Annotated in this window: 25 protein-coding genes; 11 read left to right on the forward strand and 14 right to left on the reverse strand. The window is 73.7% G+C overall.

Going from position 1 to position 24,496, the window contains the following annotated elements:
• The first annotated feature begins 2 nt into the window (after window positions 1–2).
• From QMF98_RS09350 to QMF98_RS09365, 4 genes are all read left to right on the forward strand, one after another.
• On the forward strand, window positions 3–332 hold the full coding sequence (locus QMF98_RS09350; protein ID WP_337972820.1) for a hypothetical protein: 330 nt from the start codon (window positions 3–5) through the stop codon (window positions 330–332).
• An 82-nt stretch (window positions 333–414) separates the two neighbouring features.
• Window positions 415–741 (forward strand): twin-arginine translocase TatA/TatE family subunit, encoded by a 327-nt coding sequence (locus QMF98_RS09355; protein WP_337972821.1) that lies wholly within the window; start codon window positions 415–417, stop codon window positions 739–741.
• A gap of 46 nt (window positions 742–787) precedes the next feature.
• Entirely contained in the window at window positions 788–1,594 is an 807-nt protein-coding gene (tatC, locus tag QMF98_RS09360; RefSeq protein ID WP_337972822.1) for a twin-arginine translocase subunit TatC, read from the forward strand.
• Window positions 1,591–2,502 carry a diacylglycerol/lipid kinase family protein gene (locus QMF98_RS09365; protein ID WP_337972823.1) on the forward strand — a complete coding sequence of 304 codons (912 nt, stop codon included), beginning with the start codon at window positions 1,591–1,593 and terminating at the stop codon, window positions 2,500–2,502. The genes tatC and QMF98_RS09365 overlap by 4 nt, the downstream gene beginning before the upstream one ends.
• Window positions 2,503–2,576: 74 nt before the next feature.
• Here QMF98_RS09365 and QMF98_RS09370 read toward each other — a convergent pair whose 3' ends face one another.
• Complete coding sequence (locus tag QMF98_RS09370; protein WP_337972824.1) at window positions 2,577–4,130, reverse strand: MFS transporter; 1,554 nt, start codon at window positions 4,128–4,130, stop codon at window positions 2,577–2,579.
• A gap of 134 nt (window positions 4,131–4,264) precedes the next feature.
• Here QMF98_RS09370 and QMF98_RS09375 point away from each other — a divergent pair, with 134 nt between their 5' ends.
• The 5 genes from QMF98_RS09375 (at window position 4,265) to QMF98_RS09395 (ending at window position 12,278) form a co-directional block, all read left to right on the forward strand.
• A complete protein-coding gene (locus tag QMF98_RS09375; RefSeq protein ID WP_337972825.1) occupies window positions 4,265–4,915 on the forward strand; it encodes a TetR/AcrR family transcriptional regulator in 651 nt (216 codons plus the stop codon).
• A gap of 53 nt (window positions 4,916–4,968) precedes the next feature.
• A complete protein-coding gene (locus QMF98_RS09380) occupies window positions 4,969–7,830 on the forward strand; it encodes a DEAD/DEAH box helicase (protein ID WP_337972826.1) in 2,862 nt (953 codons plus the stop codon).
• 95 nt (window positions 7,831–7,925) lie between these two features.
• On the forward strand, window positions 7,926–9,566 hold the full coding sequence (locus QMF98_RS09385) for an amidohydrolase (RefSeq protein WP_337972827.1): 1,641 nt from the start codon (window positions 7,926–7,928) through the stop codon (window positions 9,564–9,566).
• A gap of 358 nt (window positions 9,567–9,924) precedes the next feature.
• A complete protein-coding gene (lnt, locus tag QMF98_RS09390; protein ID WP_337972828.1) occupies window positions 9,925–11,490 on the forward strand; it encodes an apolipoprotein N-acyltransferase in 1,566 nt (521 codons plus the stop codon).
• Complete coding sequence (locus QMF98_RS09395; RefSeq protein ID WP_291762853.1) at window positions 11,487–12,278, forward strand: polyprenol monophosphomannose synthase; 792 nt, start codon at window positions 11,487–11,489, stop codon at window positions 12,276–12,278. Before lnt ends, QMF98_RS09395 begins: the two co-directional genes overlap by 4 nt.
• A 19-nt stretch (window positions 12,279–12,297) precedes the next feature.
• On the opposite strand, the gene QMF98_RS09400 is transcribed toward QMF98_RS09395, so the two are convergent.
• Entirely contained in the window at window positions 12,298–12,642 is a 345-nt protein-coding gene (locus tag QMF98_RS09400) for an RNA polymerase-binding protein RbpA (protein ID WP_337972829.1), read from the reverse strand.
• Window positions 12,643–12,835: 193 nt separating this feature from the next.
• Between QMF98_RS09400 and QMF98_RS09405 the strand changes: the two genes are divergently transcribed.
• Window positions 12,836–15,199 (forward strand): ATP-binding cassette domain-containing protein, encoded by a 2,364-nt coding sequence (locus QMF98_RS09405; RefSeq protein WP_337972830.1) that lies wholly within the window; start codon window positions 12,836–12,838, stop codon window positions 15,197–15,199.
• 136 nt (window positions 15,200–15,335) lie between these two features.
• Here the strand turns inward: QMF98_RS09405 and QMF98_RS09410 are convergent, their stop codons facing one another.
• The 4 genes from QMF98_RS09410 to QMF98_RS09425 all read right to left on the reverse strand — a co-directional run bounded on the left by QMF98_RS09410 (window position 15,336) and on the right by QMF98_RS09425 (window position 17,446).
• Complete coding sequence (locus QMF98_RS09410) at window positions 15,336–15,890, reverse strand: isochorismatase family protein (RefSeq protein ID WP_337972831.1); 555 nt, start codon at window positions 15,888–15,890, stop codon at window positions 15,336–15,338.
• 79 nt (window positions 15,891–15,969) lie between these two features.
• Entirely contained in the window at window positions 15,970–16,458 is a 489-nt protein-coding gene (locus tag QMF98_RS09415) for a GNAT family N-acetyltransferase (RefSeq protein ID WP_263730844.1), read from the reverse strand.
• A gap of 117 nt (window positions 16,459–16,575) precedes the next feature.
• Window positions 16,576–16,728 (reverse strand): hypothetical protein, encoded by a 153-nt coding sequence (locus QMF98_RS09420; protein WP_263730845.1) that lies wholly within the window; start codon window positions 16,726–16,728, stop codon window positions 16,576–16,578.
• 79 nt (window positions 16,729–16,807) lie between these two features.
• On the reverse strand, window positions 16,808–17,446 hold the full coding sequence (locus QMF98_RS09425; RefSeq protein ID WP_337972832.1) for an MBL fold metallo-hydrolase: 639 nt from the start codon (window positions 17,444–17,446) through the stop codon (window positions 16,808–16,810).
• 80 nt (window positions 17,447–17,526) lie between these two features.
• On the opposite strand from QMF98_RS09425, the gene QMF98_RS09430 reads away from it, so the two are divergent.
• Window positions 17,527–18,294: a ParA family protein gene (locus QMF98_RS09430; RefSeq protein ID WP_337972833.1), complete on the forward strand. Its 768-nt coding sequence runs from the start codon at window positions 17,527–17,529 to the stop codon at window positions 18,292–18,294.
• A gap of 84 nt (window positions 18,295–18,378) precedes the next feature.
• Here QMF98_RS09430 and QMF98_RS09435 read toward each other — a convergent pair whose 3' ends face one another.
• From QMF98_RS09435 to clsA, 8 genes are all read right to left on the reverse strand, one after another.
• Window positions 18,379–18,963 (reverse strand): MerR family transcriptional regulator, encoded by a 585-nt coding sequence (locus QMF98_RS09435; RefSeq protein ID WP_263730848.1) that lies wholly within the window; start codon window positions 18,961–18,963, stop codon window positions 18,379–18,381.
• Between the two features lie 154 nt (window positions 18,964–19,117).
• Window positions 19,118–19,639, reverse strand: a complete 522-nt coding sequence (locus tag QMF98_RS09440; protein WP_291762872.1) for a bifunctional nuclease family protein — start codon at window positions 19,637–19,639, stop codon at window positions 19,118–19,120.
• Between the two features lie 127 nt (window positions 19,640–19,766).
• Window positions 19,767–20,564: a transcriptional regulator FtsR gene (ftsR, locus tag QMF98_RS09445; protein ID WP_337972834.1), complete on the reverse strand. Its 798-nt coding sequence runs from the start codon at window positions 20,562–20,564 to the stop codon at window positions 19,767–19,769.
• A 31-nt stretch (window positions 20,565–20,595) separates the two neighbouring features.
• On the reverse strand, window positions 20,596–21,078 hold the full coding sequence (locus QMF98_RS09450) for an FHA domain-containing protein (protein ID WP_291762874.1): 483 nt from the start codon (window positions 21,076–21,078) through the stop codon (window positions 20,596–20,598).
• A 116-nt stretch (window positions 21,079–21,194) separates the two neighbouring features.
• Entirely contained in the window at window positions 21,195–22,481 is a 1,287-nt protein-coding gene (locus QMF98_RS09455; RefSeq protein WP_337972835.1) for a DUF881 domain-containing protein, read from the reverse strand.
• A gap of 1 nt (window position 22,482) precedes the next feature.
• Window positions 22,483–22,815 (reverse strand): small basic family protein, encoded by a 333-nt coding sequence (locus QMF98_RS09460; RefSeq protein WP_291762876.1) that lies wholly within the window; start codon window positions 22,813–22,815, stop codon window positions 22,483–22,485.
• On the reverse strand, window positions 22,812–23,807 hold the full coding sequence (locus tag QMF98_RS09465) for a DUF881 domain-containing protein (protein WP_337972836.1): 996 nt from the start codon (window positions 23,805–23,807) through the stop codon (window positions 22,812–22,814). Before QMF98_RS09465 ends, QMF98_RS09460 begins: the two co-directional genes overlap by 4 nt.
• A gap of 20 nt (window positions 23,808–23,827) precedes the next feature.
• Window positions 23,828–24,412, reverse strand: coding sequence for a cardiolipin synthase ClsA (gene clsA / locus QMF98_RS09470; RefSeq protein WP_337972837.1), 585 nt, complete (start codon window positions 24,410–24,412; stop codon window positions 23,828–23,830).
• Window positions 24,413–24,496 lie beyond the last annotated feature (84 nt).

Consider the following 24,496-nt stretch of genomic DNA (forward strand, 5'->3'; position numbering starts at 1 on the left):
CAGTGCCCTGGGGACTGGTGTGGACCGTGCTCGTCGTCGCGACGCTCGTCGGAGCGGCCTTCCTGGCGCGGTCCCTGTGGCGCCGCGGACTGGCGCTCGGCCGGGCGGTCGGCGTCGCAGCCGAGGCGACCGCCGGAGCGGCCGACCACGGAACCGAGCGCGCCGACCAGCTGCGGGACGCGCACCCCGTGCCGGGACCCGCGCTCGGCACCGACCCGGCGGTGCTGCGGGATCGGCTCGCGCAGGTCCGCGCGGAACGGGCGCGACGACGGGCGGTCCGTGCGGACCGGCACCGGAGGACGTACGAGACGTGGCGTCAGGTGTGGCGCTGACCTGCGACGACGGCGGCTCGCTCAGGACGTCGCCCGAGCCTGCGTAGACTCGCCACGTCGTCCACCGAAGGAGTCGTCGGTCGTGTTTCGTGGCTTGTTCGAGGGTTGGCACCCGATCCTCCTCATCCTCATCGTGGTGCTGGTCTTCGGCGCGAACCGGCTGCCCGGGGCGGCGCGCAACATCGCCCAGTCGATGAAGATCTTCAAGCGCGAGCTCGAGAGCGGCGACGACAGGACGGCCGGCTCCGCGAGCGGCGCGCCCTCCACCGCTCCGACCGCGCCACCCGCGACGCCGCCCGCAGCCGCCCAGCCGAGCCCCACGCCGCCGGCGGCCCAGCCCGGGAGCACGCCGCCGGCCCCCGGACCGGACGTGCCGCCCACCGCCGGCGACGGCGCAGCGCGGGCCTGAACCGCACGTGAACGCCCGGTCGACGAGCCGGGCCCCGAACGGCCGCATGCCGTTGCGGGCCCACCTGCGTGAGCTGCGCCGGCGGCTGTTCCTCGCCGTGATCGGGATCGCGCTCGGCGCCGTCGTCGGCTGGTTCGCGTACCACCCCGTGTTCGAGGCCCTGATCCGGCCGCTGCAGCGGGTGGCGGCAGCACGGCACCAGATCGTCGCGATCAACTTCAGCGGCCTGGCGGCCTCCTTCGACATGCAGGTGCAGGTCGCGCTCTTCCTCGGCGTGCTGGTGTCCAGCCCCTGGTGGATCGGCCAGCTGTGGGCCTTCGTCACCCCGGGGCTGACGCGCCGCGAGCGCCGGTACGCGGTCCTGTTCCTCGCCGTCGGTGTACCGCTGTTCCTGGCGGGCGCGGCGCTGGCGTGGTGGGCGCTGCCGAATGCGGTGACGTTCCTGACGGCGTTCACGCCGGCCGGCGCGACGAACCTGATCGACGCACAGACCTACATGGCGTTCGTGATGCGGCTGATCCTGGCCTTCGGCCTGGCGTTCCTGCTGCCGGTGGTGATGGTGGCCCTGAACCTCGCCGGGGTGGTGCGCGCCCGGACGTGGGTCGGTGCGTGGCGGTGGGCCGTCGTCGCGATCTTCGTCTTCGCCGCGGTCGTGACGCCGACGCCCGACGCCTTCAGCATGCTCGGCATCGCGCTGCCCATGACGGGCCTGTACGTGGCCGCGGTCTGGATCTGCCTGGTGCACGACCGCCGGGAGGACCGCCGTCGCGTCGCGGCCGGCCTGCCGCGGCTCGACGGCACGATGCCCGACGACGAGCCGGACGCGCCGGGGACCGGGGCGGCGGGGACGTGAGCCGCCTCGGCGTGATGGTGAACCCGGCCGCGGGTCTCGGCCGCGGCGTCCGCACCGGCAGGCAGGTGCACGCTGCTCTGCGCGCGGCCGGGCACGTCGTCACGGACCTGTCCGCGCCGACCCTGGCGCAGGCGACCGACCGGGCTCGGGGTGCGTCGCTGGAGAACCTGGACGGGCTCGTCGTCGTCGGCGGCGACGGGGCGGTGCACCTCGCGGTCAACGTGGTGGCCGGGATCGGCCTGCCGCTCGGCATCGTCCCCGCGGGCAGCGGCAACGACATCGCGCGGAGCCTGGGCGTGCCGCGACGCGTTCCCGAGGCCCTCGCCCAGATCGACCGGGCGCTGCGTGCCGCGCCGCACCACATCGACGCGGTCGAGGTGGGCGCACCCGGCCGCGAGGCGGTGGAGTGGTTCGTCGGCGTGCTGTCGTGCGGTCTCGACGCCGCCGTGAATGCGCGGGCCAACGCCTACGGGTGGCCCAAGGGGCACGCTCGCTACCTGCGGGCGGTCGCCGGGGAGCTGCCACGGTTCCGCCCGTACGGGTACCGCGTGACGCTGGACGACGGGACGTGGGTCTCGGCGGGCACGCTGGTCGCTGCCGCGAACACACCGTGGTTCGGCGGCGGCCTGCGGATCGCCCCGGACGCCACGCCGGACGACGGTCTGCTCGACGTGGTGGTGGCCGGGCCCTTCAGCCGTGCCGGCACCGCCGGGATCTTCCACCGCCTCTACGCGGGCACCCACCTCAGTCACCCGCGGATCGAGGTGCACCGCTCGCGCTCCGTGGTGATCGAGCACGAGCCGAGTCTCGGCGGCCACCCACCCGTGGCGTTCGCCGACGGCGAGCGCATCGGCCCCCTGCCGCTCCGCGCCCGCGTGGTGCCCGGAGCGCTGCAGATCCTGGTCTAGGCGCCTGCCGCAACGGCGACGGGGCGGCCCGGAGCTCTGCTCCCAGGACCGCCCCGCCGCACGCGAGCTGCCGGTCAGTGCGCCAGCACCGGCTCCGCGCCGAGCGCCACCTGCTCCGCCACCCGGATCTCCCGGGCCGCGCGGGAGCGGAACAGCATCGCGCTGAGCACCGCACCGAGCAGGAAGATGCCGGCCGACCAGGTGTACGCCGTGGTGAAGCTGTGCAGCGTCGCCGCGCCGAGCACACCGGGGCTCACTGGTCCGTGCGCGGTGGCGTAGTGGCTGGCGGCGGTCGCGGCCAGCGTGTTCAGCAGGGCGGTCCCGATCGCGCCACCGACCTGCTGGCTGGTGGACACCATCGCCGAGGCGGCCCCGGCGAGGCGCTGGTCCACGCCGAGCGTCGCCAGCTGGAAGGACGCCGGCATGATCGACGCCATCCCCGCACCCATCACCACGAGCCCGGGCAGCACCTGCCAGTACGAGCTCGTCGCGCCCAGGGTGGTGAACCACGCCATCGCCACCGCGCCGAGCATCATGCCGAGCGGCACCAGCGCCTTGGCCCCGAACCGCGGCAGCAGCACGTTGGACTGCACCTGGGACGTGACGATGATCGCCACGACCATCGGCAGGAAGGCCAGGCCGGTGCGCATCGGGGTGAAGTGCAGCGTCGCCTGCAGGTAGTACGTCAGGAACAGGAAGACGCCGAACATCCCCGAGCCCGCGACCAGGATCGACAGGAACGACGCACCGCGGTCCCGGTCGAGGATCACCTCGAGGGGGAGAGCGGGGTTGGCCGCCGTGCGCTGCCGCCAGGCGAAGGCGCCGAGCAGCAGCACGCTGGCCGCCAGCGGCACCCACGTCAGGGCGGCGTCCCAGCCCTTGGGCTCCGCCTGGGAGAAGCCGAAGACCAGGGCGAAGAGCCCGGCCGAGCCGAGCGCGACGCCGATGATGTCCAGCCGGTGCTTGGCCGTCCCACCGGTGCGAGGCAGCAGCACCAGACCGGCCACCACCGCGATGACGGCGATCAGCACGTTGACGTAGAGGTTCCACCGCCAGCTGACGTTCTCCGTCAGGTAGCCGCCGAGCAGCAGCCCGATGGCGCCGCCCATGCCCGCGATGGCGCCGAACACCCCGAAGGCGCGGGCGCGCTCCTTCGGGTCGAAGAACGTGGTGGTCAGCACGGACAGGGCCGACGGAGCCAGCACGGCACCGAACGCGCCCTGGAGGGCACGAGCGGCGACCAGCAGCTCGAAGGTGCGTGCGGCGCCGCCCAGGGCGGACGCGACCGCGAAGCCGACGAGCCCGATCAGGAACATCCGGCGCCGGCCGAAGAGGTCGGACAGCCGACCGCCGAGCAGCAGCAGGCTGCCGAACGCCAGGGAGTACGCCGTGACGATCCACTGCCGGTCGTTGTCGCTGAAGCCGAGCGCCCGCTGGGCGGACGGCATGGCGATGTTCACGATCGTGGCATCGAGCACGACCATCAGCTGCGCGAGCGCGACGGTGGCGAGCACGAACCAGCGTCGCCGGCCCGCCTCGGGCGAGGGTGCCGACGCAACGGCCGGCGTGGTTGCGGAAGAACGAGAGGTGTCGGGGGGTTCTGGAACCGTGACGGTTTCTGCGGACATGGGTGTCCTCCGGGGACGTCGTGGTCGGTGGAACCACCGTAATACAAGACTGGTCAGTTCCGGAACCCTATAGTCTCGGTTTTGTGGTTGACATCCGTCGGCCGCACAATGGAGCGGACGAGGGGAGCGGGACGATGCAGGTCGACGACGACGCCGCGGTGCAGGTTCCCCGAAGGCCGGGGCGGCGGCGAGACGAGTCGCGAGACGACGCGATCCTCGAGGCGACCCGTCAGCTGCTGGCGGAGCGCGGCTACGAGGGCACCACCATGGACGCGGTCGCGGAGCGCGCCTGTGCGGGCAAGGCGACGGTGTATCGCCGGTGGCCGTCGAAGGTGCAGCTGGTCGTCGACTCCCTGCTGTGCGACGCGAGCAGCATCACCACGATCGACGACGTGCCGGACACGGGCTCGCTGCGTGGCGATCTGCTGTCCGTCTCGACGGTGCGCCGCCGCACCGACTCCGACGACGTCATGGCCGGGCTGATCCACGCCGTCGCCGCCGAGCCGGAGGTGGCGGCAGTCTTCAAGGAGCAGTTCGTCCGCGCGCGCGTCGCGCTGATGCGCGGCCTCCTGGTGCGTGCGCAGCAGCGCGGCGAGGTGCCCGAGGGTCTCGACCTCGACATGGTGGCCGCGGTGGCGCCGGCGATGATCTCCTACCACAAGACGGTTGAGGGCAAGCACCCCGACCAGGAGTTCCTCGTCCGCGTGGTGGACTCGGTGATCCTGCCGCTCGTCACCGGTCGCGCGGCGAGCATCCCGGCGACCACCTCGGTCGACACGCACTGAGCACCGCGGGTCGCCCCCGAGAGGACGCCGCCGCCAGCACCTACTGTGGAACGGTGCCCAGCACCTCCAGGACCGCAGCGGACGACGAGCTGTCACCGGCGGAGCGGTACGCCCAGGCCCGCCGACGGACGGTCCGGGAGCGGTCGTCGCTCGGCCGGTTCGCCGACCAGCTGCCGTTCCCGCTCGACCCGTTCCAGACGGAGGCGTGCGAGGCGCTCGAACGAGGCAGCGGCGTGCTGGTCGCCGCGCCGACGGGTGCCGGGAAGACCGTCGTCGGGGAGTTCGCGGTCCACCTGGCGCTGGAGGCGGGGCGCAAGGCGTTCTACACCACCCCGATCAAGGCGCTGTCCAACCAGAAGTACGGCGACCTGGTCCGTCGGTACGGGCCCGAGCGCGTCGGGCTGCTGACCGGCGACGTGACGGTGAACGGCGAGGCCGACGTGGTGGTGATGACCACCGAGGTGCTCCGCAACATGCTCTACGCCGGTTCACCGACGCTGACCGGCCTCGGCTACGTCGTGATGGACGAGGTGCACTACCTCGCCGACCGGTTCCGCGGCCCCGTCTGGGAAGAGGTGATCATCCACCTCCCCGACGACGTGCAGCTGGTGTCCCTGTCGGCCACGGTGTCCAACGCCGAGGAGTTCGGCGACTGGCTGTCCACCGTCCGCGGCGACACCACCGTGGTGGTCAGCGAGCACCGTCCCGTGCCGCTGGGGCAGCACGTGCTCGTCGGGCGCGACCTGGTGGACCTGTACGCCGGCCACGTCGACCCGACAGCCCCCGGCAACGACCCGCCGATCAACCCCGACCTGGTCCACCGGCTGCGCAACCGCCTGCGCGCGGAGGGTCCGCCGCAACGCCGCGGACCGGGTGACCGCGGCTTCCGCGGGCCCGGCGGCCGGGACCGCGGACCCGTGCGTGGCGGTGGCCGGCCGACGCCACGGTTCGTCGTCGTCGACGCCCTCGAGCGGGACGGGCTGCTGCCGGCGATCGTCTTCATCTTCTCCCGGGCGGGCTGCGAGGCCGCCGTCGCCCAGTGCCTGCACGCCGGCGTCCGCCTGACCAGCGCCGCCGAGCAGTCCCGCATCCGCCAGATCGCCGAGGAGCGCTGCGCGCCGATCCCGTCGGAGGACCTGGACGTGCTGGGCTACCCCGCGTTCGTCGACGCCCTGACCAGGGGCGTCGCGGCGCACCACGCCGGGATGCTCCCGCTGTTCAAGGAGACCGTCGAGGAGCTGTTCAGCCAGGGTCTGGTCAAGGTGGTGTTCGCCACCGAGACCCTGGCGCTGGGCATCAACATGCCGGCGCGCAGCGTCGTGCTCGAGCGCCTGGTCAAGTGGGACGGGTCGCAGCACGTCGACGTCACGCCGGGGGAGTACACCCAGCTCACGGGCCGCGCAGGGCGGCGCGGGATCGACACCGAGGGCCACGGCGTGGTCGTCGAGCACCCGGCGCTCGACCCGGTGCACCTCGCCGGGCTCGCCTCCAAGCGGCTGTACCCGCTGCGCTCCAGCTTCCGTCCGACGTACAACATGGCGGTCAACCTGGTCGCGCAGGTCGGCCGGGACCGCGCCCGGGAGGTGCTCGAGACGTCGTTCGCGCAGTTCCAGGCCGACCGAGGCGTGGTCGGCCTGGCCCGGCAGGCGCAGGCGCACGCGGAGTCGATCGCGGGCTACGCCCGCGCCATGGAGTGCCACCTCGGTGACTTCGCCGAGTACGCCGGCCTCCGGCAGCAGATCCGCGAGCGCGAGCGGGACCTGCTGCGAGCCGGGGCGACCGCACGCCGTGCGGAGGCGGTCCGGACGCTCGAGGGCCTGCGCCCCGGCGACCTGCTCCAGGTCCCGACGGGTCGCCGCAGCGGCTTCGCGGTCGTCGTGGACCCCGGCACGGACGGCGGCTTCGAGGGACCGCACCCGACGGTGCTCGGCACGGATCGGCAGGTGCGGCGCCTGACCGTCGCGGACGTCGGTCCGGGCGCCCGCACGGTGGGGCACCTGCACCTGCCGCGCGGCTTCAACGCACGGGTGCCGGCGGCGCGGCGCGACCTGGCGGCGCGACTGCGCTCCGCGCTGGAGGACCTGGGGCTCGACGACACCGGAGCCGCCCGCCGCGGCCGGCGGCACGGGCGTGGTCCCGACGAGGGCAGCGCGGCGGCGCAGGATGCCGAGCTCGCCGCGCTCCGGCGCCGGTTGCGGGCGCACCCGTGCCACCGCTGCCCGGACCGGGAGGAGCACGCCCGCTGGGCGGAACGCTGGCAGCGGGCGACCGCCGAGCACCGCTCGCTCGTCGCCCGGATCGAGGGTCGGACGGGCTCGATCGCGGTGGTGTTCGACCGGATCTGCGACGTGCTGGTGCGGCTGGGCTACGCAGCCCGCGGCGGTGACGAGCCCGGCAGCCTCGAGGTGACGGACGACGGCCGCTGGCTGCGCCGGCTGTACGCGGAGAACGACCTGCTGCTGGCCGAGTGCCTGCGCCGCGGCATCTGGGGCGAGCTCGAGGCACCCGGGCTGGCGGCACTCGTCTCCACGCTCGTCTACCGGTCCCGGCGCGACGACGGGGCCGAGCCGCACGTGCCGGGCGGACCGGGTGGCCGGCTGGGCCGGGCCCTCGATGCGACGGTCACCACGTGGTCGCAGCTGGAGGACCTGGAGCAGGAGCACGGGCTGTCCACCGTGCAGCCGCTCGACACGGGTCTCGTCGAGCCGATCCACCGCTGGGCCGCGGGGCGCAGCCTCGACGCGGTGCTGCGCGGTGGTGAGCTCGCCGCCGGCGACTTCGTCCGGTGGTGCAAGCAGGTGATCGACGTGCTCGACCAGATCGCCCAGGCGGCACCCGAGCCCGCCCTGCGCCGGACCGCCGCGGCGGCGGTGAAGGCCGTCCGCCGCGGAGTGGTCGCGTACTCGTCGGTCTGAGGCGGCCCACGGCGCGGGCGCCCATCGCGCGAGACGGCGGTGCACCGCCCTGACCTGCACAAGCGCGCGCGGATCGCGTGCCCTAGGGTTCGAGCGTGAGCTCAACCCTGTACCGCAACGGCGCGGTGCACGCGTCCTCCGACCCGTTCGCCGAGGCGATCCTGGTCGCGGACGGCACGGTGGCGTGGATCGGCTCGGACGACACCGCCGCCGGGCTCGCGGACCGTGCGGACGAGGTGGTCGACCTCGACGGGGCGCTGGTGGCGCCCGCGTTCGTCGACGCCCACGTCCACGTGCTCGAGACCGGCCTCGCGCTGGAGAGCGTCGACCTGTCGCCGGCCAGAGGGGTGCACAGCCTCGCCGACGCCCTCGACGCCGTCCGTCGGGCGGCGCAGGCGCGGCCCGACGCGATGCGGGACGAGCCTCTGCTCGGCTTCGGCTGGGACGACACCGGCTGGCCCGAGCACCGGCCACCCTCCGCCTCCGAGCTGGACGCGGCGGCCGGTGGCGCGCCGGTGTACCTGGCGCGGGTCGACGTGCACTCCGCCGCCGTGTCGTCCTCCCTGGCGGCCCGGGCCGGCCTGGACCGGTTGCCGGGGTGGACGCCCGACGGCCTGGTCACGCTGGACGCGCACCACGCCGCGCGGGACGTCGCACGGGACGTCAGCGGCGCTCGGCGAACCGCCCTGTACCTGGCCGCGCTCCGCCACGCGGCCGCCCGCGGGGTCGTCGCGGTGCACGAGATGTCCGCCCCGTCCGTCGACACGCGGGAGGGTCTGCTCGAGCTGCTGACGAGCACCGCGGACGAGCGGAGCGCACTGCCGCTCGTCGTGGGCTACCGCGCCGAGGCGTGCACCACCGTGGACGACGCACGGGCCCTCCTCGCTGCCCTTCCCGGACTGACGGGCATCGGGGGGGACCTCAACGTCGACGGCTCTCTCGGTTCCCGCACCGCGGCGCTCCGCGCGCCGTACGCCGACCGGCCGGGGGAGCGCGGGGTGCTCATGCTGAGCGCCGAGCAGGTGGCCAACCACGTCGCGGCCGTGACGCGGGCCGGCGTGCACACGGCGTTCCACGTCATCGGCGACCTCGGTATGGACGAGGTCCTGCTCGGCATCCGTGCCGCGGCCGACGTCGAGGGCCTCCCGGCGATCGCGGCAGCGGGCCACCGCCTCGAGCACGCCGAGATGGTCGACGCCCCCGCGTTGGCCGCGATGGTGCTCCTCGGCCTCCGGGTCAGCGCGCAACCGGCCTTCGACGCCGCCTGGGGCGGCCCCGGCGGGATGTACGCGGCCCGGCTCGGAGCCGGCCGGGCGATCGCGCTCAACCCGCTCGCCGACCTGGCAGCCGCCGGCGTCCCGCTCGCGTTCGGGTCCGACAGCCCCGTCACCCCGGTCGACCCGTGGGCCGGCGTCCGCGCGGCGGTGGAGCACACCGCTGCCGAGCAGCGCATCTCCGCCCGCGCGGCGTTCCGGGCCACGACCCGGGGCGGGTGGCGGCTCGCCGGGCTCGACGGCACCGGCGCAGGAGAGCTCCGGGTCGGGTCCCCGGCGCACCTCGCCGTGTGGCGGTCGGAGCACCTCACGGTGCAGGCCGGACGCGGTCAGCTGACGGCGTGGAGCGCCGAGGCGCGCGCCGGTCAGCCGCTGCTGCCCGACCTCTCGGCCGACGTGCCGCCACCCGTGTGCCTGCGCACGGTGCGCGGTGCGACGGTCCTGCACGACGCCCTGGGCTGATCGGACGACCCGGCACGAAACGCCCGCAGACACGCCGGTACGTCGATGTCCCTTTTGTCCCTTTCGCGCCCGCTGACCTGCACTGACGTACTGGCCCGTCACCCGTACGGAGGAACGGTGGCCCTTGAGCCCGGCAGCGCGCGGGGGTACGTTCGCAACCGGTTCGCCGACAGCGGCAGGACCGCCATCCCGAGGGACGAGCGGCCTTCCGCGCGCGGCGGACGAGCGGCCCGACCGGGCCCGCGTGTCCATCAGAGAACAGCGACGCTCGTCGTCCGCCGGTACGAAGGTCACGCGGGCCGGTCGGCCGGGCTCAGGCCCGGCAGGTCGGCACAACCACCTGCCGTACGCTGCACCGGTGCCCGCGCGTCTCCCGTCCCGAACGTGGACGCTGGCACTGGCGCTAGCCGGGGGAGTGCTCACCCGACTGGCCTTCCCGAGCCCCGGCTGGTCGCTCCTCGCGTATCCCGGCATGGCGCTGCTGTACCTCGCCCTCCGACGTGACAGCGCCCGCTGGAACGCCCTCGTCGGGCTGGTGTGGGGACTGGCCTGCATCGGTCCGTTGATCACCTGGGCCGACGACGCCGTGGGCGTCGTGCCGTGGCTGGCGCTGACGGTCGCAGAGGCGGGCTTCGTGGCGCTCTTCGGGGCGGCCTGGTCCTGGGCGCGCCGCGGCGAGGCGGTGTGGCGACGTGCCGGACTGCAGCTGGTGGTGTTCAGCGTCCTCTGGGTCGGTGCGGAGGAGCTGCGCCAGGTCTGGCCGTTCGGCGGGTTCCCCTGGGGTCGGCTCGCGTTCAGCCAGGCCGATGCGCCGATGGCGGCACTGATGTGGCTCGGCGGGACGCCCCTGACCAGCGCCGCCGTCGCGGCGACCGGGGTCCTGCTGGCCCGGGCGTGGCTGGCCGCACGCCGGCTCCGGCCCGCGGGGACGCTCGGCTGGCTGGTCGGCGCCGTCATGCTCGTCCTCGTCGGGCTCCTCGTCCCCCTCGACACGACGGCGCAGAGCGGCACGCTGCGGGTGGGCGCCGTGCAGGGGAACGTCCCCAAGCCCGGGCTCGACGCGTTCGACGAGCCCCGCAAGGTGCTGGCCAACCACGTCGCGGGGACGCAGGCGCTGCTGCGCGACGTCGCGCCTGGAGCGCTCGACCTGGTGGTGTGGCCGGAGAACGGCACTGACGTCGACCCGCAGGCCGACGCCGCCGCGGCCGCCAGCATCGACGCTGCCGCACGCGCGGTGCAGGCCCCCATGCTGGTCGGCACCGTCCAGTACCCCGCAGCCGGCGGCCGGTACAACACGTCTGTCTTGTGGCAGCCCGCACAAGGCGTCGTCGCGTCGTACACGAAGCAGCGGCCCGCAGCGTTCGCCGAGTACATCCCGATGCGCAGCTTCGTCCGGCACTTCTCGCCCGCGGTGGACCTGGTGACGCGGGACATGATCGCCGGCACCAAGCCGGGGTACGTGCCGCTCCACTCCAGCCGGCTGGGCCGGACCGTCGGCCTCGGGGACGTCATCTGCTTCGAGGTCGCCTACGACGCCATCGTGCGGGAGGCGGTGCGGACCGGGGGAGAGGTGCTGCTGGTGCAGACCAACAACGCCACGTTCGGCTACTCCGACGAGTCCACCCAGCAGCTCGCGATGTCGCGGCTGCGCGCGATCGAGCACGGACGGGCGACGGTGCAGATCTCGACCGTCGGCGTGTCCGCCGTGATCGCCCCCAACGGTGCGGTGCTGCAGCAGACCTCGCTTTTCACCCCGGCGCAGCTCGTCGCTACGCTGCCCTTGCGCACGTCGCTCACCCCGGCCGACCGGTTCGGGTCGTGGCCTGCGTGGATCATCGACGCCCTCGCGGTGTGCGTGGTCGTCGCCGGTGCAGCCGGAGCCGCCCGCGTGCGCCGTCCCCACCGGATCGAGACCTCGGTATGACACCTGCCAGCCACGTCCTCGTCATCGTCCCGACCTACAACGAGCGGGAGAGCCTCCCGGGCGCACTCGCCCGGCTCGCCGCCGCCGTCCCCGACGCGGACGTGCTCGTGGTGGACGACGGCTCACCGGACGGCACCGGCGACCTCACGGAGCAGCTGAGCGAGGCCGACGCCGCCGAGCGCGGCCGCAAGGCGATCCACCTGATGCGGCGCTCGGGCAAGCTCGGCCTCGGCACGGCCTACATCGCCGGGTTCGGCTGGGCCCTCGAGCGCGGGTACGACGCGGTGGTCGAGATGGACGCCGACGGCTCGCACCGCGCCGAGGACCTGCCCGCGCTGCTCGCGCGCAGCGGTGACGCCGAGCTGGTGATCGGCTCCCGCTGGGTGCCGGGCGGCCGCGTCGTCAACTGGCCCTGGCGCCGCGAGTTCCTCTCGCGGGGAGCGAACACGTACTGCCGGATCGCCATGGGCATCCCGGTCAAGGACGCGACCGCGGGCTTCCGCGTGTACCGCACCGACCTGCTGCGCCGGCTGGCCCTCGACGAGGTCGACTCGCACGGCTACGGGTTCCAGGTGGACATGACGTGGCGGGCGCTCAAGGCGGGCGCCCGCGTGATCGAGGTGCCGATCACCTTCGTCGAGCGCGAGCAGGGCGTCTCGAAGATGAGCTCCGGCATCATCCTCGAGGCCCTGGTGAACGTCGCCGTCTGGGGAACGCGCGAACGCTCCCGCCAGGTGGCGGGAGCGTTCGGTCGGCTGCTGGGTCGCCGCAGCCCGGCGGCGCGCTGACGCGCTGCGCGGCTCGCGGTCAGGCGCTGCGGCGCAGCTTGCCGGCGCGCAGCAGGTCGAGCCGCTCGTCGAGCAGCTCCTGCAGCTCGTTGATGGTGCGACGCTCCAGGAGCATGTCCCAGTGCGTACGGGCCGGCTTGCCCGCCTTGACCTCCGGGCGGGACGCATCGCGCAGCAGCGCCTCGGCGCCGCACCGGCACTCCCACGTCACGGGCACGTCAGCCTCGACCGAGAACGGCAGGATGATCGTGTGGCCGTTGGGGCAGTCGTAGAACGCCTGGAGCCGGGGGGCGAAGTCGACGCCGTCCTCGGTCTCCATGCTGTGAGAGCCGATGCGCATGCCGCGCAGTGACCGGTTCGCCATACGGGTGACCTCCATACCGTCCGGGACGGTCCGATGCTGATCGAGTGCTGGTCCAGCGACGCGCGCTGATGATCGTCCGAGGGGCTACAACGGGGCGGGACCTCGTCGTGTTCCATCGTGGAGTGAAGGTGTGGTGAACGCCACTCCAGGGCGGGCCGCCAGGGACCAAAGTCACGATATCGGGGGAGAGGCGATGAGCGACGACACCGGCACGCAGACGGCCGACAGCCACGACCGGATCCGCGTGGTCGGCGCGAGGGAGAACAACCTCCGCGACGTCGACGTGGTGCTCCCCAAACGGCGGTTGACCGTGTTCACCGGCGTCTCCGGGTCGGGCAAGAGCTCACTGGTGTTCGACACGATCGCGGCCGAGTCGCAGCGCCTGATCAACGAGACGTACAGCGCGTTCGTCCAGGGCTTCATGCCGACTCTGGCACGCCCGGACGTCGACCTGCTCGAGGGCCTGACCACCGCGATCATCGTCGACCAGAAGCGCATGGGGGCGAACGTCCGGTCGACCGTCGGCACCGCGACCGACGCCAACGCCCTGCTGCGCATCCTGTTCAGCCGGCTCGGACGTCCGTACGTCGGGTCTCCCAACGCGTTCTCGTTCAACGTCGCCTCGGCCACGGGGACGGGCCAGCTGACGAGGTCCGGCTCCGCGACGAGCGAGACCCGGTCGTTCACCGTCACGGGCGGGATGTGCCCGCGCTGCGAGGGCATGGGGTCGGTCAACGACATCGACGTGTCGCAGCTCTACGACGAGACGAAGTCGCTCGACGAGGGTGCCCTGACGATCCCCGGCTACACGCCCGGCGGCTGGGGCTACCGGCTGTACGCGTCCTCGGGCTTCGTCGACCCCACCAAGCCGATCCGGGAGTACAGCCCGGGCGAGCTGGCGGATTTCCTCCACCACGAGCCGGTCCGCATGAAGATCGAGGGCATCAACCTGACGTACGAGGGGCTGGTCCGCCGCATCCGGTCCTCGTTCCTGTCCAAGGACGTCGAGTCGCTGCAGCCGCACATCCGCGCGTTCGTGGAGAGTGCCGTGACGTTCACCACGTGCCCCGAGTGCGGCGGGACACGCCTGAACGAGGCGGCGCGGTCCTCGACGATCGCAGGCAGCAGCATCGGGGACCTGTGTGCGATGCAGATCGACGACCTCGCCGAGTGGGTGCGAGCGCTGGACGAGCCGTCCACGGCACCGTTGCTCGCGGGGCTCGCGCACCTGCTGGACTCGTTCGTCGAGATCGGCCTGGGGTACCTGTCGCTCGACCGCGCCACCGGCACGCTGTCCGGCGGTGAGTCCCAGCGGGTCAAGATGGTGCGACACCTCGGGTCGGCCCTCACCGACGTCACGTACGTGTTCGACGAGCCGACGATCGGCCTGCACCCGCACGACGTCGCACGGATGAACTCGCTGCTGCTGCGCCTGCGCGACAAGGGCAACACCGTGCTGGTCGTCGAGCACAAGCCCGAGGTCATCGCGATCGCGGACCACGTCGTCGACCTCGGCCCGGGCGCCGGCGCCGAAGGAGGCCGCGTGTGCTTCGAGGGGACCGTCGAGGGCCTGCGCTCGGCCGGGACGCTGACGGGGAGGCATCTCGACGACCGCGCCGCCGTCAAGCCGACCGTCCGCACGCCCACCGGCACGTTGCCGATCCGGCACGCATCCACGCACAACCTGCGCGCCGTCGACGTCGACGTGCCGCTGGGGGTGCTGGTGGTCGTCACGGGTGTCGCAGGATCCGGGAAGAGCTCGCTGGTGCACGGTTCCATCCCGCCGGGCGCCGGGGTCGTGTCGATCGACCAGGGGGCGATCCGGGGGTCGCGGCGCAGCAACCCGGCGACGTACACGGGTCTGCTCGATCCGGTCCGCACGGCGTTCGCGAAGGCGAACGGCGTCAAGCCCGCCCTGTTCAGCCCCAACTCCGAGGGCGCGTGCCCGGTCTGCAAGGGTGCCGGCGTCATCTACACCGATCTCGGGATCCTCGCCGGCGTCGCCACCACGTGCGACGAGTGCGACGGGAAGCGGTTCCAGCCCGCGGTGCTCGAGCACCGCCTCGCGGGCCGCGACATCAGCGAGGTGCTGGCCATGCCGGTCACCGAGGCGGAGACGTTCTTCGGGACGGGCGCCGCCCGGACACCCACAGCCCACGCAGTCCTGCGCCGGCTGGCGGACGTGGGTCTCGGTTATGTCAGCCTGGGCCAGCCCCTCACGACCCTGTCAGGCGGGGAGCTGCAGCGGCTCAAGCTCGCCACGCACCTGGGCGAGAAGGGCGGTGTCTACGTGCTCGACGAGCCGACGGCCGGCCTGCACCTCGCGGACGTGACCACGCTGCTCGAGCTGCTCGACCGGCTCGTGGACGCGGGCAAGTCGCTGATCGTGGTCGAGCACCACCAGGCGGTGATGGCGCACGCCGACTGGATCATCGACCTCGGCCCGGGTGCCGGGCACGACGGCGGACGGATCGTCTTCGAGGGAACTCCGGCCCAGCTCGTCGCGGATCGTTCGACGGTGACGGGCCAGCACCTGGCGGCCTACGTCGGCGGCTGACGCCCCTGGCGCTGCACGGTCTGCGCTGCTCGACGGGCCGGAGCCGCCTCCACCCGTCGCGCCGATAAGGTGCATTATGTCATTTCACCGATGAGAGACAGCGAGAGGAGCTGCGGCGCCCCTCCCCGCCGGCCCCTCAGGCGGCGAAGGACACCTCGGCTGTCGGCACCACGGCGGCGGTGCGGCCCGGCGCGCTCTGGTAGCTCCAGTACAGGTTCGTGTGCGTGACGACGTCGGCCGGCGACGGCGCACCCCAGGCCGTGAGGTCCTCCGTGGTGTGCGCGTCGCCGACCAGCGTCACGTCGTACCCGCGGGTGAACGCTCCGTGGATGGTCGACCGCACGCAGGCGTCGGTCTGGGCGCCGCAGACCACCAGCCGTCCGACACCCGCCTCGGCGAGCACGGCCTCGAGGACCGTCCCCTCGAACGAGTCGCCGTACGTCTTGGGCACCAGCGGCTCCGAGTCCTGCCGGACCAGCTCCGACACGTACTGCCATGCCTCCGTGCCGACCTGGAGCTCCTGGGACGAATGCTGCACCCAGACCACCGGCACACCTTGGGCACGCGCCCGCTCCACGAGGGCCCCGACGTTGGCGATCACCCGGTCCCGGTCATGAGCGTGGGCCATGACGCCGTTCCGGACGTCGACCACCACCAGCGCAGTACGGTCCCGAGCGGTCAAGGTGCTCACGTCATGCTCCTTCGGTGCTGTCCTCGGTGCTCGTCAGGCGACCGCCTCACGGTACCGACGCCCACCGACACGGCCGCCGTCAGGGGCGTAGCACCAGCTGGTAGCGCTCCTCGACCAGCTCGGGGTCCCGTGGCAGGCGTTGCCGCTCCCCCGTCCTGGCGAACCCCGCGCGCACGTAGAGGTCGCCGGCCGGCGTGTTGCCGTCCAGCACCCACAACGACACCGTGCGCGCGTCCTCGGCGGCGGCTGCGGCCTTGACCGCGTCCAGGAGGGCCCACGCCACACCGCGACGGCGTGCCTCGGGTGCGACCCACAACGACACCACGTGCCGGTCGTCCTCCGGCGACCCCGGCTCCTGCATCATGCTGACGAGCCCGCGCGGCACGTCCTCGTCGTCGAGGGCGAGCCACGTCGGCGTCGCCCGCAGCCGCATCCGCCAGTGCTTCTCGGTGAACAGCAGCTCGCGCTCGAGCGTCGCACCGAACGTCTCCGGCGACTCGCGCAGCGCACGGAGCCGTACCTGGGCCACCTCACGCCAGGACGACTCGTCCACCCGCACGATCCGCACCAGCACAGGATGCCGTATCGCCGTCCCCTTCCGGTCCACGGAGCACCGTGGTACCGAACGCGCAGGCCCACGGCCACCCGTTCAGCCGAGCGCCGGTCACGCCCTCCGGCGACGACCTCAGCCGAGCACCGTGTCCGATGCGGGGTCACCACCGTGACCCGCAGGGTCGGGCACGGAACGCGCTACGTCGGCCACCTGCTCCTCGGGGCGTGGCGGGACGGTCTCGTCGTCCTCGATCACCGGCACGTCCGGACCGGGGTGCTGCGTCACCGGTCGCTCCTCTCCTCGTCCGGGCCGCCCGCACCGGGTGGCCCACCACCGACCGGCAGGCAGCCGGTCAGAGCTCCAGCTAGAGCTTCACGACCTCACCGGGGTGCGCCGCGACCACGGTGGCCGAGGTCAGCCGCGCGAGCCAGTCCCCCGCCGAGCGGAGGCCCGCCTCGCTCAGCCACGCGTCGTGGATCGGCACAGCCCGAACGGCGCCGACGGACCGGACCCAGTCCACCGCGTCGGCCATCCGCAGCCACGGACCGCTGACCGGCGTCAGGGCGACCTCGACGACCGCCCCCGGCGGCGGTACGACGAACGCGTCCCCTGGATGCAGCACCGCGCCGGCCACCAGGTAGCCGACGTTGGTCCCTCGAGGCAGGTCCGGGTGGATGACGGAGTGCCACTCCCCCACGACCTGGACGTCCAGACCGCCCAGCGTCAGCTCGTCACCGGCGCGCACCTCGTGGAGCCGGGCCCGGTCGGCACCAGCCTCGGCCACGACGTCCAGCGCAGCCGCGGGCCCCCAGACGGGCAGGCCCGACGCCGCCACGGCGGCCCCGTCGACGTGGTCGGCGTGGTCGTGCGTCAGCAGCACGCTCTCCGCCCCTGCCAGCACCGTCGCCGACTCCCCGTACACGCCGGGGTCGATCACGAGGGCCCCGTCGGGCCCCTCGATGCGGACGCAGGACTGCGCCCAGCGGGTCAGTCGGATCGGCATACGCGCCATTGTGCGCCCCGCCGGCGACAGCACCCGGCGCGTTTGGCGGCCCGCCCTCGCCCGCAGATACGGTGGGCCGCGTGCTGGTGCTCGGTGTGTGCAGCCTCAAGGGCGGCGTGGGCAAGACCTCGGTGACGCTGGGCCTGGCGTCCGCCGCGCTGGACCGAGGCCTGTCCACGCTCGTGGTCGACCTGGACCCGCAGGGAGACAGCACCATGTCGCTCGCGGTCGACCGGCCCACGGGCGACGTCTCGACCGTCCTCGACGACCCGCGCGCAGAGACCGTCGCCGCCGCGACGGGTCCATCCGGGTGGGCGGACGGGGGGCTCGACGTGCTGGTCGGCTCCGAGCGGACCGTCCTGCACGACCGCGTCGACGACTCCGACCTGGACCGGCTCCGCTACGCCCTGTCCTGGGTGGCGGGCTACGACCTGGTCCTCGTGGACTGCCCGCCGTCCCTCGGCGGGCTGACCCGCACGGGCCTGACCGCCTGCGACCGGGCGATCGTCGTCACCGAGCCGGGCCTCTTCTCCGTGATGGCCGTCGGACGGGCGATGCGGACGATCGACGAGCTGCGCCGAGGCGCCGCACCGGCCCTGCAGCCGCTCGGCATCGTGGTGAACAGGGTGCGCGCCCGCTCGGTCGAGCAGACCTACCGCCTCGGCGAGCTCCAGACCCTCTACGGGCCCCTGCTGCTCAGCCCCACGGTCCCGGAACGCGCGGCGCTGCAGCAGGCGCAGGGCGCCGCGCAGCCGGTGCACGCGTGGCCCGGCGCCGCAGCGGCCGAGATCGCGGGCGTGTTCGACGCCCTGCTGGACCGCGCGTTGCGGGCGCCGCGGCCGCACTAGGACGCGACGCGAGAGAGCGCCCGTGCCGGACAGGCCGTCACGCACGCACAACCGCGCGCACGGCGCCGTCCAGGACCGACGTGCTCAGCCGGCGTTGCGAGCCCGACGACGCTGCGCAAGCTCGTCGTCGCCCGAGAGCTCCGGAGCCGCCTCGTCCTCGGCGCGCTCGGTGGGCAGCTCGGCGAGCGTGCCCTCCACCTCGCGCCAGACGCGCCCGACGGCGATGCCGAACACGCCCTGGCCGCCCTGCACCAGGTCGATCACCTCGTCCGCCGAGGTGCACTCGTACACCGACGCGCCGTCCGACATCAGCGTGATCTGCGCCAGGTCCTCCACGCCTCGCTCGCGCAGGTGGCCCACCGCAGTGCGGATCTGCTGCAGCGAGACGCCGGTGTCGAGCAGCCGCTTGACGACCTTGAGCACGAGGATGTCGCGGAAGCTGTACAGCCGCTGCGTGCCGGACCCGGTGGCCGGGCGCACCGACGGCTCCACCAGGCCGGTGCGGGCCCAGTAGTCCAGCTGACGGTAGGTGATGCCGGCCGCCTTGCAGGCCGTCGGACCGCGGTAGCCGATCGAGACGTCGAGATCCGGCAGGTCGTCGTCGAAGAGGAGGCCCTGGGCTCCGGGAGGGACCGACCCGCTGGTGGGGGCCGTCTCGTTCGTGGTCACCGGATCCTCCAGTACGCCGTCCACCGCGCCGTCGCGAGGGCGGCTGTGCCCGTTCGCGGGCGTGGGTTCTGCCGCAAAGGTAGGCCGCGGCCAGGGGCGACGCAACGACGCGCGTGGCGTGTCGCGACGGCGAGTCTCAACCTCTACCTGAAGGTCAGCTCGCGGACCCGCCGCCCTCGTCCGGCTCCTCCCCCGTGGCGAAGTCCTCCGCCGACACGTGCTCGAGGAAGTCGCGGAACTCCTCGATGTCGTGCTCCGCGGTGCTGGTGCGCACCTCCACGCCGGCCGCCGCGACGACCTCCGCCGAGCACAGCACCGGGCAGCCGAACCGCAGCGCGACGGCGATGGCGTCCGACGCCCGGGAGTCGACCCGCTCCCCCGCCCCCAGCACCAGCGCGGCGTGGAACACGCCGTCGAGCAGCTCGGTGATCTCCACGTGGCGCACGGTGCTACCCGCCGCGACGAGCGCGTCACGGAGCAGGTCGTGCGTCATGGGACGTGGCGGGACGATGCCGGCCTGGGCGGCGGCGATCGCGCTGGCCTCCGCCGGACCGATCAGGATGGGGACGAGCAACGACGAGTCCGGGTCGAGCAGCAGCACGACGATCTCGTCGTCCGCCAGATGCGTCCTGACGCCGACGACCTCGACCTGCACCAGACCGCCGCCCTCACCCACGCGTCCACGCTACGACGCGACGGTCGTTCCGTCTCACCGAGCAGGCAACTCGACTGGCTCGCGGCCCGGGCGGCCGTCGAACGGCGTGTCGGCCCTGGTCAGCGGGACGAGGTCGGGCGTGCCCGACTCACGGCTCCAGGCCGGCGACCGCTGCCCGCACGAGTGCCGTGTGCATCTGGGTGCACAGCTCGCCCACCTCCGCCGCAAGGGTCGCCGCGCGCGCCCGTGAGGCCGCGCTGCGCTGACCTCGCACGGGCGCGACGACCTGCTCGACGAGGTCCGCCTGGCGGTCCGCCGCCGTCCGGAACGACCGCAGGTGGCGCGCGTCGATCCCGTGCTCGGCCAGCCGGGCGGCCGCCAGGACGACGTCCCGCGCGTACAGGTCGAGGGCGCCGAGCGGACCGGAGCGGAGCACGCCCGCAGTGACCAGGTCCTCGACGAAGGCGGGCTCGACGCCGGTGTCACCGGCCAGGGAGTCGACTGTCCAGCGCGATGCCGGCCCCGTCGTCTCGCCGTCACGCGAGGCGAGCCGCGCGGGTGACGGCGCCTCGTCGTCGACCCCGGCGTCCAGCGCGGCGAGGTGCTCGGCGATCACCTTCAGCGGCATGTAGCGGTCGCGCTGCATCCGCAGCACGTAGCGCAGCCGCTCGACGTCCGCCGGTGAGTACTGGCGGTAGCCCGCGGAGGTCCGCACCGGCGCCACCAGCCCCTGCTCCTCCCAGAACCGGAGCTTGGACGTGGTCACCGCCGGGAACTCCAGCTGGAGCGCGGCGAGGACGTCCGAGATGCGCATGCTCGCGCGGCGCGAGATGCCCCGCGGCCACGGCTCGGCGACGGCCTGCCGAGCGCTCGGTCGACCAGCCTCGGGACGGCGCGCGTCCGCGAGGTCGTCCACCAGAGCGGGTCGGCGCGCGCCCGCGCTCATGCCCGCGCCTCGAGCGCGGGGAGTCGATCAGTCACCCGCGTGCACCCTCGCGGTGCGGGCTCGGGTGGAACGTCATCCGGAACTTGCCGATCTGCACCTCGTCGCCCGAGCGCAGCGCCACCTGGTCGATGCGCGTGCGGTTGACGTAGGTCCCGTTGAGCGAGCCGATGTCCCGTACCCAGAACTGCTGACCCTCGCGGACGAACTCCGCATGCTTGCGGGACACGGTCACGTCGTCCAGGAAGATGTCGGCCTGCGTGCTGCGGCCGGCCGTGGTCCGCTCGGCGTCGAGCAGGAACCGGGCGCCCGCGCTCGGACCGCGCTGCATCACCAGCAGCGCCGACGTGGGCGGAAGGGCCTGCACGGCCGCCGTCTCGTCCGGGGTGAGCCCGATCGGTGCGGCCTGCTCCACCTCGGTGGCCGAGACCCCGGTGAAGCTGATCGTCGTCTCCGGGCCCTGCGACCGTGGTGCGCCAGCCGGGACGGCGCCGCCGACGGGCTCGTCGTGCTGCATGTACGCCTCCCCTGTTCAGGGTCGCAAGACCCGACCGGGACGCGACCGTCCGCGCCCTGGTCAGGGACACCCTATGCAAACGCGCCGCCGGGCGCAGCCCCCACCCCTGCGACGGCCTAGGAGCCCGGGACGGCCGCCGGCGTGGCGTAGCGCGGCTCGGCAGCCGGACGCAGGGCGTCGACGTGGACCTCCGTCAGCTTGTCGACGGAGCCCGACCCGCCGTCGTTGCGGACGTAGGCCATCGCGCCCCCAGGGATGTCCAACGCGGTGGCGATCGTGTCGGGGTCGCCGATGACGAGCCACACGTACGGCGCGGTCAGCGTGGTGCCGTCGAGCTGCACGGCACCGGTCGACCCCGTGAACGCGCTGCTCGCGGTGACCCGCTGGTCGTTGAGCTGCACCGCCTCGGCACCGGCGTTCCGCAGCTCCTCCAGCATGTTCAGCATCGTGATCGGGCGTACCGACCCACCGTTGTCCGTGACGGTGATCCGCACGCCCGGCCCCACGGCCGGCAGCCGGCCGGCGAGGATGCCCTGCGTCGCCGCGCTGCGGCGGGCGGCGTCGATGGCGGCCTGCCGGTTGTTCGAGCCGCTGACCAGCTGGTCACGCTCGCGCTGCAGGTCGGCGGCCTCGCGGCTCAGCTGGTCGGAACGGGTGCTCGCCTCGTCCAGCAGCCGCACGAGGTCGTCCTGGCGCAGCTGGGACAGCGCCGAGTCCCCGTTCTGCCGCAGCTGCACGACGATCGCGAAGCCGAGGACGGCGCAGAGCACGCCGGCCAGCACCTGCGCACGGGTTGCGCGCGGGCGCAGGGCGCTGCCGAGGGCGGCCCAGCCCATGGGCCTGCTCGGCGCGGGCGCGCCCGACGGCTCGGGGGTCGCACCCGCGGCTCCGTCGTCGACCTCGCTGCCGGCGCGTGCCGCGTCGTCCGAGGTCGGCTCCGGCTCGAAGGTCGGCGGCGCCTCGGGCGGCAGAGAGGCGACCGCCTCGGCAGAGAGCTGCCAGGCGTGCGACTCCCGGAGCGCGGCGCCTGCGTCGTCCTCGGCGTCCGGCGGCAGGTCGGGCGTCGGGGCGGCGGCAGGCACGGTGTCCGTCACGACGGGTTCGTCGTCGACCCGATCCTCGTGGGCCCGGCTCTCGACGACCTGGTCCTCGTCGACCTGGTCCTCGTCGACCCGGTCCTCGTCGACCCGGTCCTCGTCGACCCGCTCCCCGTCGTCGCCCTCGTCGGCGCCGTGCTCGTCGAGCGGCTCGTCTTCCCGGCCGGACTGCTCCTCGAGGGCCGCTGCGTCGGTCGTGGGCGAGCCCTCGCCCGTGCCCTCCTGCGCCGGCGCGCCCACGCCGAGCGGTTCCTCGGAGAGACCCCCCGGCTCGTCGCCCTCGTGCGACCGCTGCTGCTCGGTCACGTCATGCCTTGAACAGGTGCCGCCGGATGGCCGCGACGTTGGAGAAGATCCGGATGCCGAGCACGACGACCACGGCGGTGGACAGCTGCGTGCCGACGCCGAGCTGGTCGCCGAGGAACACGATGAAGGCCGCGACCAGCACGTTCGACAGGAACGACGTGAGGAACACCCGGTCGTCGAAGATGCCGTCGAGCAGCGCGCGCAGACCGCCGAACAGGGCGTCGAGGGCGGCGACCACCGCGATCGGCAGGTAGGGCTGCAGCTCGGCCGGGACGGTCGGGTGCACCAGCAGCCCGATGACCACCCCGATGGCCAGCCCGATGACGGCGATCACCGGTCCTCCCCTCCCGTTCCCGGCGCGACGACGGACGACTGTGTCACAACCTCACCCGCCGCTGCACGAACCGACCGGGACGGCGTCGCCGTCGGCGTGGAGGCCGTGCGTGGGCTCGGCGTCGGCGACGGTGTGGGCGTGGGCGTGGGGCTCGGCGACGCGGACGCCGTCATCGAGGGCGTCGACGCCTCCTGCAGGGTCGTGGGGCCCGCACCCGGCAGCTGCAGCCGCCGTTGTGACGTCATGGTGACCCCGATCCCGTAGGTGGCGCGCAGCGTCGCCAGGTGCTGACCGGCGCTGGACCGTGCCAGGGACGTCTGCAGGTCGGCCGCGGACCCGATCGCCTCGACGGTGTACGGGTTCACCAACGGCACGAGGTCGACCAGCACCGCGCTGCCGGCCGTGCGGATCGCAGTGGTGGCGGTCAGGCGCTGGCCGTTGACCGCGATCGCCTCCGCACCGGCCGCCCACAGTCCGTTGACCAGCACCTGCAGGTCCACGTCCTGCACCCGCAGGTCGGGGTTGTCCTTCGTGGTGCCGTCGGACGGCGCGTCCGTCAGCACCACGCGCAACCCCGGCCCGGAGACCGGCACGAGCGCTGCGGACACCGCCCATCGCTGCAGCTGGGCCAGGAGCGCCGGGTCGTCGGAGCGCAGCGCCTGGTTCTGCAGCGCGGCGATCTGGGCGCTGAGATCGGCGTTCTGAGCCGCGAGCGACTCGGCGTCCGCGCGGTGCTGGCGGACCTGCTGCTCCAGCAACCGGCGGGCGGCCACCGCACCGGCCTGCGGCTGCCGCAGAGACAGGGTGGCGGTGGTGACGCCGAGACCGAGGAACAGCCCGACCACGACCAGCCAGACGGCCGTCCGACCGCCGCGGTGCGGGGCCCCTGTCAGTGCTCTGCGACGAGCCGCCTCGGCGTACCCGGGGTCCAGCGGTCGCCGCTGCACCTCCGTCAGCAGCGTCATCGAGGCGTCGCGCACGCTCTCGGGCACGTGGCTGTCGTGCCGAGCCATCACGCCGCCCGGGTCCGGACCCGCAGCACCCGGCGCGCCTGCTCCAGGTACAGCACGCCGGAGAACCAGTACAGGCCGACACCCCACAGGGCGAAGGCCCAGCCGAGGACGGTCGCCACCGTGCCCAGCGCGCCCTGCCAGGTCGCCAGCAGCAGCAGCGGGAACGCGTAGAGCAGCGCGAACGTCCCGGCCTTCCCCGCCAGGTGCACCGGGAGCGGCGGCTCGCCCACGCGGGCGAGGACCAGCAGCATCAGCGCGAGCACCACGTCACGGGCGACGAGAGCGACGACCAGCCACCACGGCACGACGCCGCGCCAGGCGAGGGCCACGATGGTGACGAGGATGAACAGCCGGTCGGCGGCCGGGTCGAGCAGCTGCCCGAGCCGGCTCACCTGCCCCAGCCGCCGCGCGAGCACCCCGTCGAGCCAGTCGCTCGCCCCGGAGACCGCCAGCACCGCGAAGGCCCACAGGTCCTGGCGGCGGACGAGGAGCACCGCGAACACCGGCACCAGCAGCAGCCGCGCGAAGCTGATCAGGTTCGGCACCGTGAGCACGCGGGTGCTCACGTCGTCGGTCCCGCTCACCGCCACCCCGCTCCCCACCGGCTCCCCGGACCGCCCCGGCCGACGTCGGCTCGGCGCCGCTCACGCCCCTCGGGGGCGCCCCCA

The organism is Cellulomonas sp. NTE-D12, assembly GCF_027923705.1.
Lineage (GTDB): Bacteria > Actinomycetota > Actinomycetes > Actinomycetales > Cellulomonadaceae > Cellulomonas.

Excerpts from the sequence above, each read along its gene's own strand:
- ftsR (WP_337972834.1), bottom strand. The coding sequence starts at position 20,564 with ATGAGCGCGGGCGCGCGCCGACCCGCTCTGGTGGACGACCTCGCGGAC.
- QMF98_RS09425 (WP_337972832.1), bottom strand. The coding sequence starts at position 17,446 with ATGCCGATCCGACTGACCCGCTGGGCGCAGTCCTGCGTCCGCATCGAG.
- QMF98_RS09395 (WP_291762853.1), top strand. The coding sequence starts at position 11,487 with ATGACACCTGCCAGCCACGTCCTCGTCATCGTCCCGACCTACAACGAG.
- tatC (WP_337972822.1), top strand. The coding sequence starts at position 788 with ATGCCGTTGCGGGCCCACCTGCGTGAGCTGCGCCGGCGGCTGTTCCTC.
- QMF98_RS09370 (WP_337972824.1), bottom strand. The coding sequence starts at position 4,130 with ATGTCCGCAGAAACCGTCACGGTTCCAGAACCCCCCGACACCTCTCGT.
- QMF98_RS09375 (WP_337972825.1), top strand. The coding sequence starts at position 4,265 with ATGCAGGTCGACGACGACGCCGCGGTGCAGGTTCCCCGAAGGCCGGGG.
- QMF98_RS09400 (WP_337972829.1), bottom strand. The coding sequence starts at position 12,642 with ATGGCGAACCGGTCACTGCGCGGCATGCGCATCGGCTCTCACAGCATG.
- QMF98_RS09405 (WP_337972830.1), top strand. The coding sequence starts at position 12,836 with ATGAGCGACGACACCGGCACGCAGACGGCCGACAGCCACGACCGGATC.
- QMF98_RS09450 (WP_291762874.1), bottom strand. The coding sequence starts at position 21,078 with ATGCAGCACGACGAGCCCGTCGGCGGCGCCGTCCCGGCTGGCGCACCA.